This is a genomic window from Marinobacterium zhoushanense, from assembly GCF_014641945.1.
Lineage (GTDB): Bacteria > Pseudomonadota > Gammaproteobacteria > Pseudomonadales > Balneatricaceae > Marinobacterium_D > Marinobacterium_D zhoushanense.
On the sequence record NZ_BMIJ01000005.1, the window covers coordinates 27937 to 43850 of the forward strand.

A 15914-nucleotide genomic window follows, 5' to 3' on the forward strand; every position below is an offset into this window, starting at 1 on the left:
GTTAGCGACTCTTGAACTGTGACACCGCCGCCTGCAGCGAGAGGGCCTGCTCGGCCACGGAGCGGCTGGCATCGGCGTTCTGTGTCACTTGGCTTGAGGCCTGCTCGATAATCGCGCTGATTGACTCAATGTTGCGGGTGACATCCACGGCCACCGCCGCCTGCTCCTCGGTGGCGGATGCCACCTGAGTGGTCATATCGACGATGTTGCGGGTACCCTGGGTGATCGTGTCCAGTGCCGCCATCGTCTCGTTGGCGCTGGCAACCCCCTGCTGACTATCCGATACCGCCTCATCCATCAGTGCACTGACGTCACGGGTACGGCTGCGCAGGCGGGATATAAACTGATCGATCTGCTCCGCCGACTGCCGTGAGCGAGATGCCAGATTGCGCACCTCATCCGCGACCACGGCAAAACCGCGTCCCTGCTCACCGGCACGTGCCGCTTCGATCGAGGCGTTCAGGGCCAGCAAGTTGGTCTGCTCGGAGATATCCTTGATCACATCCAGCATGGTGCCAATCTGATCGCTGTCGCTTTTCAACTCCGCCACGACCTCGGCGGTTTCACGCGCTTTGCTGGCGAGTCGGTGCAGGGCGTCCATATTACCGGCAACGCGTGCACTGCTGTGGTCGGCTTCATCCTGAGCGTTGCGGGCAGAGCTGGCGGTCTGTTCGGTATGGCCGGCGATCTCATGCATCGCGCTTTCCATCTCCTGGATCGCGGCGGCGAGCTGCATCACCGCAGACTGCTGCGTGTGCAGGCCTTTCGAGGTGTCCGCGGTGGTCGCCGAGAGCTGTTCGGCAGCGGCCGCCAGTTGCGTCGAGGTGCCTATGACTTGGGCGATCAACTGTTGGAAGGTATCCATCATACGGTTGAAATCCTGCGCCATGGCGCTGATCTCGTCCTTGCGGTCGGTCGGGTAGCGCAGGGTCAGGTCCCTGTTTTCACTTGCCCGATTCATCATCTTGGCCAGGGCGGCGATGGGGTTGAGGATGCTGCGGCCGATGAAGAAAGCCGGAACGACGATGATAATCAGTAACACCAGAATTGCCGCCAGCGTGATCAGGTTGATCTGCTGCTCACGCGTATCGAAGGCGCTGTCCAGCTGCCTGTTCAATCTTTGCATCAGCTCGTCGGCACTGGCCACAGCGCTACGCATCTCGCCCATGTAGCCGTCGTCATGGGTCAGACCCAGCCGCTGCATCCCCTCGACCAGGGCCTGGAAGTCGCGCTGGTACAGCTCGAGGCCTTGACCAAGGGTAGCCTGCATCTCCTTGTCGAGTCCGCTGGAGCCCAGATCAATCAGCATCTTCTTCTGCTTTTCCTGCCAGGCCGTCGGGTATTTCATATCCTTGCGCAGCAGGAAGTCCTTCTCGCTGCGTCTTAACTGCAGCATATCCACCAGCAGCGGCGCGTTATCCACCTTGTCCAGTGTCGACTCGACCTCATGGATAGCGTTTCGCAGGCTACCTCTGAGCCCTTCGTTGGGGGCAAGGCCGATCTCCTGGCTGATTCTCGCGACCTCGCCAAAGCTGTCGGCGTAGGCATCCAGCGCAGATTTCAGTTCAGCCACCAGATCGGTTGGTATCCCTGCATGAGAAAGATCTTTTTCCAGAGTTGCCAGGCTAGTCTGTAGCTGGTCTTGAATTGCCCTGAACTGCTGTGCGTACTTCCGGTCGCTACGAGAAAGGAAGTCCTTTTCCTGACGTCGCAGGCTGAGTTTGGCGATCTCGATTGCATTGAGGTCATTGCGTACCTCGTACAACCGGTCGTGTAGCGAGGTGGTGTACTGTTGGATGCCGATCATGGCGGCGAAGCCCAGAATGATCAGCAGAATCTGCAGAGCCAGTTTGTGCTTGATAAGCATTTAGAAAGCCTCAGGTAGCTGGAACTGAACCCGCTATGTCGGGCGGGTGCTTAATCGAGGAAGAGTGCCAGCAGATCGTTGAGAAACAACTGCCCCTGAGTGGTTGCGGCCAGTCTGCTGGAGCTCTCTTCCAGCAATCCTTTGCGTCGAGCCAGGTTGATTATCGGTTCGACCTCGGCAAACTCGAGTCCCGTGCGTTCGGTAAAGAGTTGCATGTCGACACCGGCGGTCAGCCGTAGCGCATTGAGCATGAACTCGAATGCTAACTCCTGCCGATCGATTGGTTGGTCGCCGCCAAGTCGGCGCTGCGGATCCATATAGGCGGTCGGCTGGCGGATCTTGTATCGACGCTTTATACGCAAACCGTCGCTTATTGGATCACTTAGCTTGCCGTGAGCACCGGCGCCGATGCCGATATAGTCGCCGAACTGCCAGTAATTCAGATTGTGCCGGGCCTGGTGGCCATCCCGCGCATAAGCCGATACTTCGTACTGGCGATAACCCGCGTCAGCCAGCAGCTGTTGACCCCTTTCCTGAATCTCCCATAACGCCTCGTCCATTGGCAGTTGCGGCGGGCGGGCATGGAACTCGGTGTTGGGCTCGATGGTGAGCTGATACCAGGAGATATGATCCGGCGCCAGGGCGATCGCCTGCGCCAGGTCCGCCAGAGCGTCCTCAGGTGATTGACCGGGAAGCCCGTGCATCAGGTCCAGGTTCAGCTCCGGGAACAGCTCGCGGGCGGCGCCGGCGGCGGCAATCGCCTCGTCGGCGCAGTGGATCCTGCCCAGGGCCTTGAGTGCGGCGTCGTCGAAGCTCTGGATGCCAATCGACAACCGGTTGACCCCAGCGGCGCGGTAGTCGGCAAAGCGTGCGCGCTCGAAGGTGCCGGGATTGGCCTCCAGGGTGATCTCAATATCGGAGGCGAAGCCGAGGCGGTCGCTGGCACCGCGAAGAGTGCGGTCGATTGCGCCGGCGCTGAACAGGCTGGGCGTGCCGCCGCCAATAAAGATCGATTGCAACGAACGCCCCGCCGCCGCATCGAGTTCGCTGTCCAGATCGGCCAGCAGGGCATCGACATACTCGCGCTCGGGCAGTGCATCGCTGCGTACCGCATGGGAGTTGAAGTCACAATAGGGGCATTTGCGCACACACCAGGGGATGTGCACGTAGAGACTCAAGGGTGGCAGCGTCATGGTCGGCTCAAAGGTTTGTCCGCATCGGCTTCATCAGGCACGCGACAGGTAGGGGGCGATCGACTGCAGCAACTGCTGCACCGCCTTGCCGCGGTGGCTCAGCGCGTGCTTCTGCTCGGGGAGCAGTTCGGCGCTGGCACAGTCGTGCTCCGGTACCAGGAACAGCGGGTCGTAGCCGAAGCCGTTCTGACCACGTGGCTCGTGTAGGATGTAGCCCTCCCAGCTGCCTTGGCAGATCAAGGGTGTAGGGTCTTCGGCGTGGCGCATGAACACCAGTACGCACTGGAAACGGGCGGTGCGCTCGGCATCGGGCACATTGGCCAGCGCGGCGATCAGCTTGCGGTTATTCTCCTCGTCGCTGGCGCCCTCGCCGGCGTAGCGGGCGGAGTAGATACCGGGCGCACCGCGCAAGGCATCGACCTCGAGGCCAGAGTCGTCGGCCAGCGCCGGCAGCCCCGTCACCTGACAGGCGTGACGGGCCTTGAGGATCGCATTCTCGACGAAGCTCAAGCCGGTCTCCTCTGCATCGCGCACGGCGAAGTCGGCCTGCGGCATGACGCTGACGTGCAGCGGGGCCAGGATCTGGTTGAATTCGTTGAGCTTGCCGCGGTTACCGCTGGCCAGGACGATACGGTCGATCATAGAGCCTCAGTTGGTGTAGAAGGTCTGCTCAAATTCGATGTTGTAGGGGGGCATGTTGGCGTCCGGCTGCACTTCAAGGGTGATGATCTGTTTCTCCTCCTCAGTGAAGCGGAAACTGCCGATGTAGTACATCGCCTGGCCTTCGTCGACCAGCTGGAACTCGAGCTGTTGCGCCTGCTGCAGCAGGTTGGCGGCCTGCCCCCGTACCTGGGCGCGGACCGGGGTCTTGCCGCCATCATCGCCTATTTTCAGAATGGTAACGTTGACCAGTGCGCGCACCGAACTACGGGTCAGGTTGTACTGCTGTGCCACTTCCGGCGTGATAAAGGTCGAGTTGAAGGCGTTGTAATGGATCTCGTACTTGCCATCGGAGATCGACTGCTCGGCCTGGGCCGAGACTGCCAGTAGACTCAGAAGCAGGGCGCTGCCGAGGTGGGTCAGCGTACGTAGTAGGGCCATGATGGTGCTCCTTGTTCTCTAAACACCTAGCGCGTGATGCGGTAGATCGCGATCTCACCGAGCATGTTGGGCCAGATCTTGATCCACCAGCGGTCACGCAAGGTGTGATCCACTACGGTCCGATCGAGGATCTGAATGTTGCGCTCCACGCAGAGCTTCTCGAAATCATCGAAGGTGCAGAAGTGGATGTTGGGCGTGTTGTACCAAGTATAGGGCAGGAATTTGGATACCGGCATTCTGCCCTTGAAGGCAAGATAGAAGCGGGCGCGCCAGTGTGCAAAGTTGGGGAAGGTGACGATGCACTCCTTGCCGATGCGCAGCATCTCGTCGACGATCTGGTCCGGCCGGTGCATCGTCTGCAGCGCCTGGGTCATCACCACGGTGTCGAAGCTGCTGTTACGGATCGAGGCCAGACCGTTGTCGATATCCTGCTCGACCACATTGACCCCCTTCTCGATACAGGCGGTGATGTTGTCGTGGTCGATCTCCAGTCCATAACCCTGAACACCCTTCTCGGCCGTCAGATGTGCCAGCAGCTCACCGTCGCCGCAGGCCAGGTCGAGGACGCGGGTGTCCGGCTGGATCCACTGCTGAATGATCTCCAGATCAGCGCGCATCGGCATTCTCCTTCTGTTGCGGCGCGGTGCTGATGCCAAGGGCGACACGGTCCATATAGGCGGCAAACAGCTCCATGTAGCGGGGACTCGGGATCAAAAAGGCGTCGTGGCCGTGGGCCGAGTCGATCTCGGCATAGCTGACCTGCTTGCCGGCGGCGACCAGGGCGTCGACGAGCTCCCGAGAGCGCTCCGGTGAAAAGCGCCAGTCGGTGGTGAAGGCGACTACCAGGAAGCGGCAGCGGGCGTGGCTGAGTGCCGCCACCAGGTCATGATCGTAGTCGGAAGCCGGGTCAAAATAATCCAGCGCCTTGGTCATCAGTAGGTAGGTGTTGGCGTCGAACGCCGTGGAGAAGCGCTCGCCCTGATACTGCAGGTAGGACTCCACCTCGAACTGCGGATTGAAGTCGAAACTGAGCTTGCCCGCGCGCATCTCGCGGCCGAACTTCTCACGCATGCCGTCATCCGACAGGTAGGTGATATGACCGACCATGCGCGCCAGCGCCAGTCCGGTTTTCGGCACCACCTGCTGCTCGTAATAGTGGCCCTGATGGAACTGTGGGTCCTTGGAGATCGCCTGGCGGGCGACCTCGTTGAAGGCGATATTCTGTGCTGACAACTTGGGTGCGGAAGCGATCACCAGGCAGTCACGCAGCCGTTCCGGGTAATCGATCGACCACTGCAGCGCCTGCATGCCACCGAGGCTGCCGCCGACGATCGCCGCCCACTGCTGGATGCCGAAATGATCGGCCAGGCGCACCTGGGAGTTGACCCAGTCCTTGACCGTGACTATCGGAAAGTCGGGGCCGTACGGCTTGCCGGTCTCCGGGTTGAGGCTGGTCGGCCCGGTGGAGCCGTGGCAGCCGCCCAGGTTGTTCAGGCACAGGACGAAGAAGCGGTTGGTGTCGATCGGCTTGCCGGGACCGATGGCGGAGTCCCACCAGCCGGGTTTGCGATCCTCCATGCTGTGGTAGCCGGCGGCGTGCTGATGGCCGGACAGGGCGTGGCAGATCAGCACTGCGTTGGAGGCATCGGCGTTCAGCGTGCCATAGGTTTCGATAACAAGGTCGTAGCTTTCCAGCACGCGGCCACAGGCGAGCGCGAGCGGGGTGTCGAAATGGATGGTTTGCGGAGTAACCAGGCCGACCGAGTCGGCGGGGATGGCGCTGGGCATGTGTAGGCTCTCGATCAGGTTGTCAGGGGCGAACGGGTCCATGTTGAGACGATCGGATTGAGCGTCACATCTCGTAGTAAAGCCCTCGACAGTGGATCAGGAACTTGCTTGCGTACACCTTAGTCTCTCTTTATCAGTCAGTCGCGCGCTATCGGCAGAGGCTCAATCGGCAGCGACGGAGGCAGGCGCGACGGGTGCTCGATCCTGACCCGTTTGGCGCGTCCCAACTCGCCGCTGATAATACTTACATCGCTTTTCGGTACGCCAAACAGTTTCGCCAGAAACTTGATCAGGTGGGCATTGGCGCGGCCCTCGATCGGCGGTGCGGTGATGCGGATCTTAACACTGTCCGCGTGCAGACCCGAAATCTCGTCCTTCGATGCCTTCGGCTGCAGGTGGCAGTTGAGGATCAGTGCCTCACCGTCCCAGCGGTAAAACGCGTCCTGTGCCACGGCTCAGAAGGTATACGGCGCCAGTTGCGAGCGCAGGATCTGGATCAGCAAAAAGATCAGGATCGGCGACAGATCCAGCCCACCAATCGGCGGAATCACCTTGCGCGACAGCCGGAACACCGGCTCGGTGATCTGCAGGATCAGCTGCGGCGCCGGGTGGTAGCTATCGGGCGCGATCCAGCTGATGATAACGGCAGCGATGACGGCCCAGAAGTAGATCAGCAGGACCGAGTCGAGCAGCGTCAAGGCCGAATACAGCAGGATCATCGGCACGCTGGCGCCGACGCCCCTTACCAGCATCATCAGCACCAGGGTCAGGGCGTAGACGGCGAACGCCAGCAGTAACGGCGACAGGTCGATCCGTCCGGCCCGCGGCAACAGCTTCTGCAGCGGTTTGAGCGGCACTCCGGTTATGCGTACCACGGCCTGCGAGATTGGGTTGTAGTAATCGGCCCCGGCCACCTGCAACAGAAAACGCAGGATAAGAATGAAGGCGTAGATCTGGCCGACGGTATGGATAATCAGAATGATTGGATCCTGTGCCATGTGCTGTCCTGTAGCAGTCGCTCAGTTTGGGCGCCCAGTATAGAGGCTTTGTCCCGAGGGTTGAACCTCGGGGCCCGACCGGACGCCGGGCTTCAGTCGTTGCAGAGCTCTTCGCTCAGCCCCTGGGCGCGGTCGCGGCAGGCGGTCATCGCCTTGAGTACCATCGCGTCGTAGTCCTGGGCCTGGAAACTCAGAATCGCCTGCTCGGTGGTGCCCTTGGGCGAGGTCACCCGGGCACGCAGCTCGGCCGGCGACAGTTCGCTTTCGCTGGCCATGCGCGCGGCACCCAGTGCGGTCTGCAGGGTCAGCTTCAATGCGGTTTCGGCATCCAGACCAAGCTGCTCCCCCGCCTTGGCCATCGCTTCCATCATCAGGAAGTAGTATGCGGGGCCTGAGCCAGAGACGGCGGTGACGGCATCGATATGGGCCTCTTGCTCTACCCAGAGCGTCAGGCCGACGGCGCCGAGGATCGTTTCAGTCTGCGCTTTCTGCGCCGGCGATACCTTGGCGTTGGCATACAACCCGGCGGCACCGGTCTGTACCAGCGACGGAGTGTTCGGCATGCAGCGCACCACGGCCAGATCGCCACCGAACCAGCGCTCCAGCGCCTCGGCGCTGATACCGGCGGCCACCGAGATCAGCAGTGGACGTTTCTGCTGCACGCTGGCGCGGTGGGTCTCGCCCAGTGCCTGCATTCCCTGGGGTTTTACCGCCAGTACGACGATGTCGGCGTTGAGGATCGCATTGTCGTTGTCGCTGGTCGCGTGCAGACCGCGATCACCCAGGTCTGACAACTTGTCGACATTACGGGCGGTGACCCAGAGCCGATCTGCCGGGTAGCCGGTGGCGAGCAGACCCTCGATGATGGCGCGGGCCATGTTGCCAACGCCGATGAATGCGATAGTGGGAGTCATATTGGGCGTGTGCGTCACGTAAGTATCCTGGTGTTATGCGTTCTTGGGTGCACGGGCGCCAAACAGCGCTGTGCCTATGCGGACGATGGTGGCGCCCTCGGCGATGGCCGGATTCAGGTCGCCGGACATCCCCATCGACAGGGTATCCAGCCCGGGCAGATCGCTGTTGAGCTGCTGCAGCAGATGGCGCAGATCGGCAAAGGCCCGGCGCTGTTCCTGCTCATCGTCGCTGGCTTTCGGGATCGCCATCAATCCGCGCAGACGGATACCGGGCAGAGCGCTGAGCTGGCGTGCCAACGCCGGCGCCTCCTCCGGCAGGCAGCCGGACTTGCTCTCTTCGCGGGATATGTTGACCTGCAGACAGATATTGAGCGGTGCCATCCCCGGCGGGCGCTGGTCCGACAGGCGCTGGCCGATCTTGAACCGGTCGACGCTGTGCACCCAGTCGAACTGCTCGGCGATCGGCCGTGTCTTGTTGGACTGTATAGGGCCGATGAAGTGCCACTCCAGCGGCAGGTCGGACAGCTGTTCGATCTTGTCCAGCGCCTCCTGCAGATAGTTCTCGCCGAAGCGGATCAGACCGCAGGCGTAAGCGGCGCGGATATCCTCGGCCGGACGGGTTTTGCTCACGGCCAGCAGGCTGACGCTGTCGCTGCTGCGTCCTGCCAGGTGGCACGCCTTTGCTATCTGTGCTGAAACCTGGTCGATGTTCTCTGATATGCTGGTTATCATTACCAAGAATTAACTATTGTCATTGGAATGTCAGGGCGGTTCTGCTAGAACAGAACTTTGAATGTTACAAGCTCCGGACCCGAACCATGGATATTACCGAACTTCTCGCCTTTTCCGTACAGCAGGGCGCTTCCGACCTGCATTTGACTGCCGGAATGCCGCCACTGATCCGTGTCGATGGCGATGTGCGCCGCATAAAGTTGCCTGCGCTGGAGCATAAACAGGTACACACGCTTGTCTACGATATTATGAACGACAAGCAACGCAAGGAGTACGAGGAGAACTTCGAGACCGACTTCTCCTTCGAGGTTCCCAAGCTGGCACGTTTTCGTGTCAACGCCTTCAACCAGCACCGCGGCGCTGCGGCGGTTTTCCGTACCGTACCCAGCAAGGTGTTGACGCTGGACGATCTGGGCATGGGCAAGGTGTTCCGCGACCTGTCCGAGCAGCCGCGCGGTCTGGTACTGGTCACCGGGCCGACCGGCTCGGGTAAGAGTACCACGCTGGCGGCGATGATGGATTATGTCAACGACACCCGTTCCGACCATATCCTGACCATCGAGGACCCGATCGAATTCGTCCATGAAAGCAAAAAATGTCTGGTCAACCAGCGCGAGGTGCACCGCGATACCCACAGCTTTGCCAACGCCCTGCGCTCGGCGCTGCGTGAGGATCCGGACATCATCCTGGTGGGGGAGATGCGAGACCTGGAGACCATCCGTCTGGCGCTGACCGCGGCGGAAACCGGTCACCTGGTGTTCGGTACCCTGCATACCACCTCGGCGGCGAAGACAATTGACCGTATAATCGACGTATTCCCGGCAGCGGAGAAGGATATGGTCCGCTCCATGCTGTCGGAGTCGTTGCAGGGGGTTATTTCTCAGACCCTGTTGAAAAAGCCCAAGGGCGGACGTGTGGCGGCGCATGAGATCATGATCGGCACGCCAGCGATCCGTAACCTGATCCGTGAAGACAAGGTAGCGCAGATGTACTCGGCGATTCAGACCGGCGCCGCCTACGGAATGAAAACGATGGATCAGTCATTGCTCGAGCTGGTTCAGAAGGGACTGATTTCGCGCGACACTGCGCGCGAGAAAGCCAAGAACCCGAGCTCGTTCTAATGCGCTGAAGGAGAGAGAACATTGGATTTCACACAACTGCTGAAGGTGATGCACGAACGCGGTGCTTCGGACCTGTTCGTGACCGCCGGCGCGGCGCCGTCGATCAAGGTGGATGGCACGATCAAGCCGCTGACCCGCGAATCACTGAAACCTTCACAGGCGCGGGCGCTGGTTTACAGCACCATGAACGACAAACAGCTGGCCGAGTTCGAGGGTACCAGCGAGTGTAACTTCGCGATCAGCGCACCCGGCATCGGCCGTTTCCGTGTCAGTGCATTCATGCAGCGCAATTCGCCCGGTATGGTGCTGCGTTCGATCAACGACTATATCCCGTCGTTGGAGGAGCTGAACCTGCCGCCGGTGCTGAAAGACCTGTCCATGACCAAGCGTGGCCTGATCCTGTTCGTCGGTGGTACCTCCACCGGTAAGTCCACCTCGCTGGCATCGATGATCGACTACCGCAACAACCATCACGCCGGTCATATCATCACCATCGAGGACCCGATCGAGTATATCCACCAGCACAAGAAGAGCATCATCACCCAGCGTGAAGTGGGGATCGACACCGAGTCGTTCGAGGTGGCGTTGAAAAACACCCTGCGCCAGGCGCCGGACGTGATCCTGATGGGTGAGATACGCTCCTCCGAGACGATGAAGTTCGCGCTGCAGTTCGCCGAGACCGGTCACCTCTGTCTCGCCACCCTGCACGCCAACAACGCCAACCAGGCGCTGGATCGCATCATCTCCTTCTTCGGTCCCGAACACCATTCGCAGATCTGGATGGACATGTCGCTGAACCTGAAAGCGATCATCGCCCAGCAGCTGCTGCCGACGGTCGATGGCAAGGGGCGCCGCGCGGCGATCGAGGTGTTGATCAACACCCCGCTGATCCAGGACCTGATCCGCAAGGCCGAGGTGCACGAGATCAAGGATGTGGTGAAGAAGTCCACCAACCTGGGGATGCAGACCTTCGACCAGGCGCTGTACACCCTGTACCGTGACGGTGTCATCACTTACGAAACCGCGCTGGGCCACGCCGATTCGGCCAACGACCTGCGCCTGATGATCAAGCTCAACTCCGATACCAACCCGGATCTGGAGACCGACGACATGCCGTCGTTCACGCTGCAGGATGCGGACGATGACCTGAATATTAAGGGCAACATGGATGTGAAGGGCATGTAATCGCACCAGCGCAGAGATGAAAAGGCCGCTGATTCAGCGGCCTTTTGCGTTATGTACCGGATGTACCGTATGCCGCGAGCACATGGACGCGCGGGAGCGGCGATGTACCGGATGTGCGGCGTCAAGCGCGATAGACGATCTCGCCACCGAGCAGGGTGGTGCGCACCCGGCCCTTGAAGCTGTGTCCGGCGAACGGCGTGTTGTGGCCGCCGGAACGCATCAGCTCCGGCTCCAGTGTCCACTGCTCGTCGGGATCGAAGATGCAGATATCGGCCTGGGTGCCCACCTCCAGCGTACCGTCATCGAGGCCGAGGATGCGCGCCGGTCCCAGCGTCAGTTTCTCGATCAGCTGCGGCAGTGCCAGCAACTGCTCGTCCACCAGCTGCAGGCAGAGCGGCAGCAGGGTTTCCAGGTTGCTCATGCCGGGCTCGGTGGCGGCGAACGGCGCCTGCTTGGCGATCGCATCGTGCGGCTGATGGTCGGAGCAGATCGCCTGCAGGGTATCGGTGACGAGGCCCTGTCTTAATCCCGCGCGGTCAAGCTGGCCGCGCAAAGGCGGCATCAGGTGGTAGTCGGCGTCGAAGCCGCTGACCGACTCGTCGGTCAGTAGCAGGTTCTGGATCGACACGTCGGCGCTGACCCGCAGGCCCCGCTCGAGAGCCGATTCGATCAGCCGCACCGAGCGTTCGCATGAGAGCTGGCCGAAGTGAGCGCGTACTCCGGTCTGCTCCACCAGCATCAGGCAGCGGGCGACCTCGATGGTTTCCGCGGCTTCCGGAATGCCGCTCAGTCCCAGGCGGGTACTGGTGGCACCCTCGTGCATGCAGCCGTTGTGGCTCAGCGAGGCGTCCTGAGCCTGGAATATCACCAGCAGGTCATGGGTGGCGGCGTACTCCAGCGCGCGCAGCAACACCAGGGTGCTGGCGATGGGGCGGCGGGTGTTGGTAAAGGCGATACAGCCGGAGCCGGCCAGCGCGTGCATCGGCGCCAGCTGCTCCCCCTCCAGGCCCCGGGTCAGCGCGCCCATCGGTAGTACCCGCGCCAGGCCCTGTTCGGCGGCGCGGTCCTGGATCAGTTCGGCCACCGCCGGGGTATCTACCACCGGGCTGGTGGTCGGCGGTGTGACCAGCGTGGTGATGCCGCCGGCTGCCGCCGCGGCACTCTCCTTGGCGATGCTGCCCTTCTGGGTATGGCCTGGTTCGCGTACATGGGCGCAGAGGTCGATAAAGCCGGGGCAGACCACCAGGCCACTGGCATCGATCACCTCGTCTGCTTCGAACCCCTCCGGTCGCTCGCCGATGGCCAGGATCTGCTCGCCGCTGATGTAGAGGTCACTGACCTGGTCCAGCTGCTGGGCCGGGTCGATCACCCGACCACCCTGAATCAGAATGTTCATAATCTGCTCGATCCTTATGCGTTGAGGTTGTCGGCGTCGGCTGAGGTGTTTTTATCGGCGAGCTGACCGCTCATCGCCATCGACATCACTGCCATACGCACGGCGATACCGTTGGTAACCTGGTCCAGGATCACCGAGCGCGGGCCGTCGGCCACGGCGGACTCGATCTCCACGCCGCGGTTGATCGGTCCCGGGTGCATGACGATCGCTTCAGGGTGAGCGAATGCCAGCTTGTCGTTGGTCAGGCCGTAGAGTTTGTAGAACTCCGATTCGCTCGGCAGCAGGGCACTCTCCATGCGCTCCTTCTGCAACCTGAGCATCATCACCACGTCGACATCGCGCAGGCCGCGGGCCATGTCGGTGAACACCTTGACCCCCAGCGACTCGATGTTGCGTGGCAGCAGCGTCAGCGGTGCGATGACCCGGATCTCGGCGGCGCCCAGGGTGCGCAGGGCGTGGATCTGCGAGCGGGCCACCCGCGAGTGCAGGATATCGCCGACGATGGCGACCTTGAGCGGCTCGAACTCGCCCTTGTGGCGGCGGATGGTCAGCATATCCAGCATCGCCTGGGTGGGGTGGGCATGGCGGCCGTCACCGGCGTTGATCACCGCCACATCCGGGGTGACCTGGCTGGCGATGAAGTGCGCCGCACCGGAATCGGAGTGGCGTACCACGAACATGTCCGAGTGCATGGCGCGCAGGGTCATCAGCGTGTCTTTCAGGGTCTCGCCCTTTTTCGTCGACGAGGTGCTGATGTTCAGGTTGAGTACATCAGCCGACAGGCGCTTGGCCGCCAGTTCGAAGGTGGACAGGGTGCGGGTGCTGGCCTCGAAAAACAGGTTGACCACGGTCTTGCCGCGCAGCAGCGGTACCTTCTTGACCTGCTGCTCGCTCATGTCGACGAAGGAGTCGGCAGTATCGAGAATCTCGGTCAGCAGCGTGCGTGGCAGCCCCTCGGTGGTCAGGAAGTGGCGCAGCTGGCCTGCGTCGGTCAATTGGATCGGACAGGTATTGATCGGATCGGACATGGCGGTCTCTCGCTATAGCCTCAGTCGCGCTGGCGAATGGTCAGGGTCAGGGGGGCGGGGCCGTTGAGCTTGATCGATTGATCCGCGCCCAGGGCCAGGGTGCCGCCAACCACGTCGGCCTGGATCGGCAGTTCCCGCCGCTGCAGGTCGAGCAGGGTGATCAGCATCACCGACGCCGGGCGGCCGTAGTCGAACAGCTCGTTCAGCGCCGCGCGGATGGTACGTCCGGTCATGATCACATCGTCGACCAGCAGGATATGGCGGCCTTCGACGGCGCAGGGCAGTTGTGAGGGCTGCACCCTGGGGTTGAGTCCAACCTGAGTGAAGTCGTCACGGTAGAAGGATATATCCAGAACCCCCAACGGGGTCTCCAGTCCGAGCTCCCGGTGCAGGTGTTCGGCGATCCAGGCACCGCCGGTGCGGATACCGATCATCATGGGGTTGTCGATGTGACGCTGGTCGATCTGCGCCTTGGTTTCGCTGCAGATCCGCTCCAGCAGCGCGTCGACGCTAAGGGTGCCCGATAGCATAGAGATCCTCCAGTCGGGTATGACTTGGTATGCGGGTGTCGCTGCCGAACCAGTCTTCGAGCAGCAGCCTGGCTGCGATGCCGTCGACCGATTCCTGTTTGAAATTGCTGCCGCCGCCGGCGTCGAGATGGAGCCGTTTGGCTTCGGCGGTGGTGAGGCGCTCGTCAATCAGAAAACAGGGGAGCTGATAGCGGTCCTGGATGCGGTTGGCAAACTTGCGCGCGCGGCGTGCCATCTCGCTGATGCTGCCATCCATGTTTAACGGCAGGCCCACGACCAGCGCATCGGGGCACCACTCCCGAATCAGGGCATCGAGCACGGGCCAATCCGGTTTGCCCTCCTGAGCCCGCACGGGATCGAGCGGTGCTGCGGTGCCGGTAACCGACTGGCCGATCGCCACGCCGATACGGGTGGTGCCGAAATCGAACCCCATTACCTGCTGGTTATCACTGCTCATCAATTGTGTGTGCGCTCAGGCATGTCCGGCGTTGGCGGTCAGAAGATTCAGATTGATTCCGAGTACCGATGCAGCGGCCTGGAGTCGATCCTCGGCCGGCATCCGGAACATTATATCGAAATTGGCCGGGCAGCTTAACCAAAGGTTTTCACTGAGCTCCGCTTCGAGCTGGCCGGGCCCCCAGCCGGCATAGCCGAGGGCAACGAGAAACTCGCGGGGTCCCTTGCCCTTGGCAAGCGCTTCAAGGATATCCAGCGAGGTGGTGAGACCAATGTTCGCGGTGACCTCATAGGTGCAAAGCCAGGGTCCCGGGCCGTCTTCCATGCTGTGCAGCACGAAGCCGCGATCCTCATGCACGGGCCCCCCGGTATATACCGGTTGCTGGCAGCCCTGAGGGTCGACAGCCTGCAGTTCCAGATGGCTCATCAGCTCCTGCAGCGGCATGCCGGCGCAGCGATTGATGATCAACCCCATGGCACCGTAATCGCTGTGATCGCAGATGTAGGTGAGGGTCTGCGCGAAGTTGGGGTCTTCGAGATGGGGCATCGACAGCAGAAATTGATTGCGCAGGCCGGTTGTAGGCGCCATAGAGCGACCCCTGGCTTGGGTGAATCGGCAATAGATTGGTTACTTAACAATTAGTACACGCGGGCCTGTTTCTCAAATTTCCAGGTGCGAATCACCTCAAGTCGATCGGCACGTTTTCGCATTTCGACCGGGAACGGCTGGAAGGGGGCGGCCAGTTGCACAATGCGTATCGCCGCATCATCCAGAATGGCGTGGCCGGAAGATTCCAGGATCTCGACATGTTCGACGCTGCCGTCCGGCTTGATCGCCACCATCAGCCGCAGCACGCCGTAGATGCGCTCACGCCGGGCTTTCTCCGGGTAGTTCAGGTTACCGACCTTCTCGATCCGTCGGCGCCAGTTATCCAGGTAGATCGCATCTTCGTGCGACAGGGTCGAGGCGGCGCTGAGACGGTGGGTGCGCGGGCGCTTGGCATAGGCCTGGCGCTCCCTGTCGAGCTGCGCCTCCAGATTGGCGATCTCCAGGCTGCGCGCCAGCAGCGAGGTTGAGCTGCCGGTTTTCGGTTGCGGCTTGGCAGCGGCCTGCTGCTTGTTTTGTGCGGCGGCCTTGGGCTTCACTTTCTGCGTTGTGGTGACCACCTGCTGACCACCGCTGCGTTCGGTTGCAGCCGGTTTGGGGGCGGGCGGTTCGGGTGTCGGCGGGGTGGCCTCTACCGGCTCCGGTGTCGGCGTCGGTGGCAATGGGGCCGACTGCGCCGACTGGGGATTGGCCTCGTCGCTGCTGAACAGGGCCTGTTCGGTGGTGGTAGGCGTGCGTTTCTCGTCGCTGCTACCGCTGCCCTGCTGGTTGCTTTGGGCGATGAAGTCGGCTTTGTCCGGCGCCTTGTCCTGCTGGTGCTGGGCCAGGGTGATATCCAGCGTTTGCGGCGGTGGTGGCGGTGCGGGCAGCTCGAAACTCAGCGCCAGCGCCAGCACCCCGTGCAGGGCCGCGGCCAGAAACAGAAAGAAACCGAAGCGCTCGAGGCTGTGTGCGCGCCAGTCGATAAGTTCCGATTTCATCCGTTTCAGCATCGTGGT

General features: G+C 61.7%; 18 protein-coding genes. 2 read left to right on the forward strand and 16 right to left on the reverse strand.

What is annotated here, in order from left to right; translation table 11 throughout:
- Position 1: 1 nt before the first annotated feature.
- The 10 genes from IEX40_RS12410 to IEX40_RS12455 all read right to left on the reverse strand — a co-directional run bounded on the left by IEX40_RS12410 (position 2) and on the right by IEX40_RS12455 (position 8590).
- Positions 2-1867 carry a methyl-accepting chemotaxis protein gene (locus tag IEX40_RS12410; RefSeq protein ID WP_188748731.1) on the reverse strand — a complete coding sequence of 622 codons (1866 nt, stop codon included), beginning with the start codon at positions 1865-1867 and terminating at the stop codon, positions 2-4.
- 50 nt (positions 1868-1917) lie between these two features.
- Positions 1918-3060 carry a radical SAM family heme chaperone HemW gene (gene hemW, locus IEX40_RS12415; RefSeq protein ID WP_188748734.1) on the reverse strand — a complete coding sequence of 381 codons (1143 nt, stop codon included), beginning with the start codon at positions 3058-3060 and terminating at the stop codon, positions 1918-1920.
- A 33-nt stretch (positions 3061-3093) separates the two neighbouring features.
- Positions 3094-3702 (reverse strand): RdgB/HAM1 family non-canonical purine NTP pyrophosphatase, encoded by a 609-nt coding sequence (gene rdgB / locus IEX40_RS12420; protein ID WP_188748736.1) that lies wholly within the window; start codon positions 3700-3702, stop codon positions 3094-3096.
- 6 nt (positions 3703-3708) lie between these two features.
- Complete coding sequence (locus IEX40_RS12425) at positions 3709-4161, reverse strand: DUF4426 domain-containing protein (RefSeq protein ID WP_188748738.1); 453 nt, start codon at positions 4159-4161, stop codon at positions 3709-3711.
- Between the two features lie 26 nt (positions 4162-4187).
- Positions 4188-4778, reverse strand: a complete 591-nt coding sequence (gene metW, locus IEX40_RS12430) for a methionine biosynthesis protein MetW (protein ID WP_188748740.1) — start codon at positions 4776-4778, stop codon at positions 4188-4190.
- The gene (gene metX / locus IEX40_RS12435; RefSeq protein ID WP_188748742.1) at positions 4768-5949 is read right to left on the reverse strand and encodes a homoserine O-succinyltransferase MetX; all 1182 of its coding nucleotides are present in this window, start codon (positions 5947-5949) and stop codon (positions 4768-4770) included. Before metX ends, metW begins: the two co-directional genes overlap by 11 nt.
- A gap of 137 nt (positions 5950-6086) precedes the next feature.
- Positions 6087-6401: a DUF167 family protein gene (locus IEX40_RS12440; RefSeq protein ID WP_188748744.1), complete on the reverse strand. Its 315-nt coding sequence runs from the start codon at positions 6399-6401 to the stop codon at positions 6087-6089.
- 3 nt (positions 6402-6404) lie between these two features.
- Complete coding sequence (locus IEX40_RS12445; protein WP_188748746.1) at positions 6405-6947, reverse strand: YggT family protein; 543 nt, start codon at positions 6945-6947, stop codon at positions 6405-6407.
- A gap of 92 nt (positions 6948-7039) precedes the next feature.
- Positions 7040-7879 (reverse strand): pyrroline-5-carboxylate reductase, encoded by an 840-nt coding sequence (proC, locus tag IEX40_RS12450; protein WP_308421605.1) that lies wholly within the window; start codon positions 7877-7879, stop codon positions 7040-7042.
- A 15-nt stretch (positions 7880-7894) separates the two neighbouring features.
- On the reverse strand, positions 7895-8590 hold the full coding sequence (locus IEX40_RS12455; protein WP_188749381.1) for a YggS family pyridoxal phosphate-dependent enzyme: 696 nt from the start codon (positions 8588-8590) through the stop codon (positions 7895-7897).
- An 89-nt stretch (positions 8591-8679) separates the two neighbouring features.
- On the opposite strand from IEX40_RS12455, the gene IEX40_RS12460 reads away from it, so the two are divergent.
- Both IEX40_RS12460 and IEX40_RS12465 read left to right on the forward strand, forming a co-directional pair.
- Positions 8680-9714 carry a type IV pilus twitching motility protein PilT gene (locus IEX40_RS12460; protein WP_188748748.1) on the forward strand — a complete coding sequence of 345 codons (1035 nt, stop codon included), beginning with the start codon at positions 8680-8682 and terminating at the stop codon, positions 9712-9714.
- 21 nt (positions 9715-9735) lie between these two features.
- The gene (locus IEX40_RS12465) at positions 9736-10899 is read left to right on the forward strand and encodes a PilT/PilU family type 4a pilus ATPase (protein WP_188748750.1); all 1164 of its coding nucleotides are present in this window, start codon (positions 9736-9738) and stop codon (positions 10897-10899) included.
- Positions 10900-11020: 121 nt separating this feature from the next.
- Here the strand turns inward: IEX40_RS12465 and IEX40_RS12470 are convergent, their stop codons facing one another.
- From IEX40_RS12470 to IEX40_RS12495, 6 genes are read right to left on the reverse strand one after another with little or no spacing between them, the layout of a single operon-like run.
- A complete protein-coding gene (locus IEX40_RS12470; protein WP_188748751.1) occupies positions 11021-12295 on the reverse strand; it encodes a dihydroorotase in 1275 nt (424 codons plus the stop codon).
- Between the two features lie 14 nt (positions 12296-12309).
- Positions 12310-13323, reverse strand: coding sequence for an aspartate carbamoyltransferase catalytic subunit (locus tag IEX40_RS12475; RefSeq protein ID WP_188748753.1), 1014 nt, complete (start codon positions 13321-13323; stop codon positions 12310-12312).
- Positions 13324-13343: 20 nt separating this feature from the next.
- Entirely contained in the window at positions 13344-13853 is a 510-nt protein-coding gene (pyrR, locus tag IEX40_RS12480; protein ID WP_188748755.1) for a bifunctional pyr operon transcriptional regulator/uracil phosphoribosyltransferase PyrR, read from the reverse strand.
- A complete protein-coding gene (gene ruvX / locus IEX40_RS12485) occupies positions 13834-14310 on the reverse strand; it encodes a Holliday junction resolvase RuvX (protein ID WP_188748757.1) in 477 nt (158 codons plus the stop codon). Before ruvX ends, pyrR begins: the two co-directional genes overlap by 20 nt.
- A gap of 15 nt (positions 14311-14325) precedes the next feature.
- The gene (locus IEX40_RS12490; protein ID WP_188748759.1) at positions 14326-14898 is read right to left on the reverse strand and encodes a YqgE/AlgH family protein; all 573 of its coding nucleotides are present in this window, start codon (positions 14896-14898) and stop codon (positions 14326-14328) included.
- Between the two features lie 50 nt (positions 14899-14948).
- Positions 14949-15896, reverse strand: coding sequence for an energy transducer TonB (locus IEX40_RS12495; protein WP_229680744.1), 948 nt, complete (start codon positions 15894-15896; stop codon positions 14949-14951).
- Positions 15897-15914: the final 18 nt, after the last annotated feature.

Coding starts and splice junctions, on each gene's coding strand:
- IEX40_RS12410 (WP_188748731.1), bottom strand. CDS start 1,867: ATGCTTATCAAGCACAAACTGGCTCTGCAGATTCTGCTGATCATTCTG.
- hemW (WP_188748734.1), bottom strand. CDS start 3,060: ATGACGCTGCCACCCTTGAGTCTCTACGTGCACATCCCCTGGTGTGTG.
- rdgB (WP_188748736.1), bottom strand. CDS start 3,702: ATGATCGACCGTATCGTCCTGGCCAGCGGTAACCGCGGCAAGCTCAAC.
- IEX40_RS12425 (WP_188748738.1), bottom strand. CDS start 4,161: ATGGCCCTACTACGTACGCTGACCCACCTCGGCAGCGCCCTGCTTCTG.
- metW (WP_188748740.1), bottom strand. CDS start 4,778: ATGCGCGCTGATCTGGAGATCATTCAGCAGTGGATCCAGCCGGACACC.
- metX (WP_188748742.1), bottom strand. CDS start 5,949: ATGCCCAGCGCCATCCCCGCCGACTCGGTCGGCCTGGTTACTCCGCAA.
- IEX40_RS12445 (WP_188748746.1), bottom strand. CDS start 6,947: ATGGCACAGGATCCAATCATTCTGATTATCCATACCGTCGGCCAGATC.
- IEX40_RS12460 (WP_188748748.1), top strand. CDS start 8,680: ATGGATATTACCGAACTTCTCGCCTTTTCCGTACAGCAGGGCGCTTCC.
- IEX40_RS12470 (WP_188748751.1), bottom strand. CDS start 12,295: ATGAACATTCTGATTCAGGGTGGTCGGGTGATCGACCCGGCCCAGCAG.
- IEX40_RS12475 (WP_188748753.1), bottom strand. CDS start 13,323: ATGTCCGATCCGATCAATACCTGTCCGATCCAATTGACCGACGCAGGC.
- pyrR (WP_188748755.1), bottom strand. CDS start 13,853: ATGCTATCGGGCACCCTTAGCGTCGACGCGCTGCTGGAGCGGATCTGC.
- ruvX (WP_188748757.1), bottom strand. CDS start 14,310: ATGAGCAGTGATAACCAGCAGGTAATGGGGTTCGATTTCGGCACCACC.
- IEX40_RS12490 (WP_188748759.1), bottom strand. CDS start 14,898: ATGGCGCCTACAACCGGCCTGCGCAATCAATTTCTGCTGTCGATGCCC.
- IEX40_RS12495 (WP_229680744.1), bottom strand. CDS start 15,896: ATGAAATCGGAACTTATCGACTGGCGCGCACACAGCCTCGAGCGCTTC.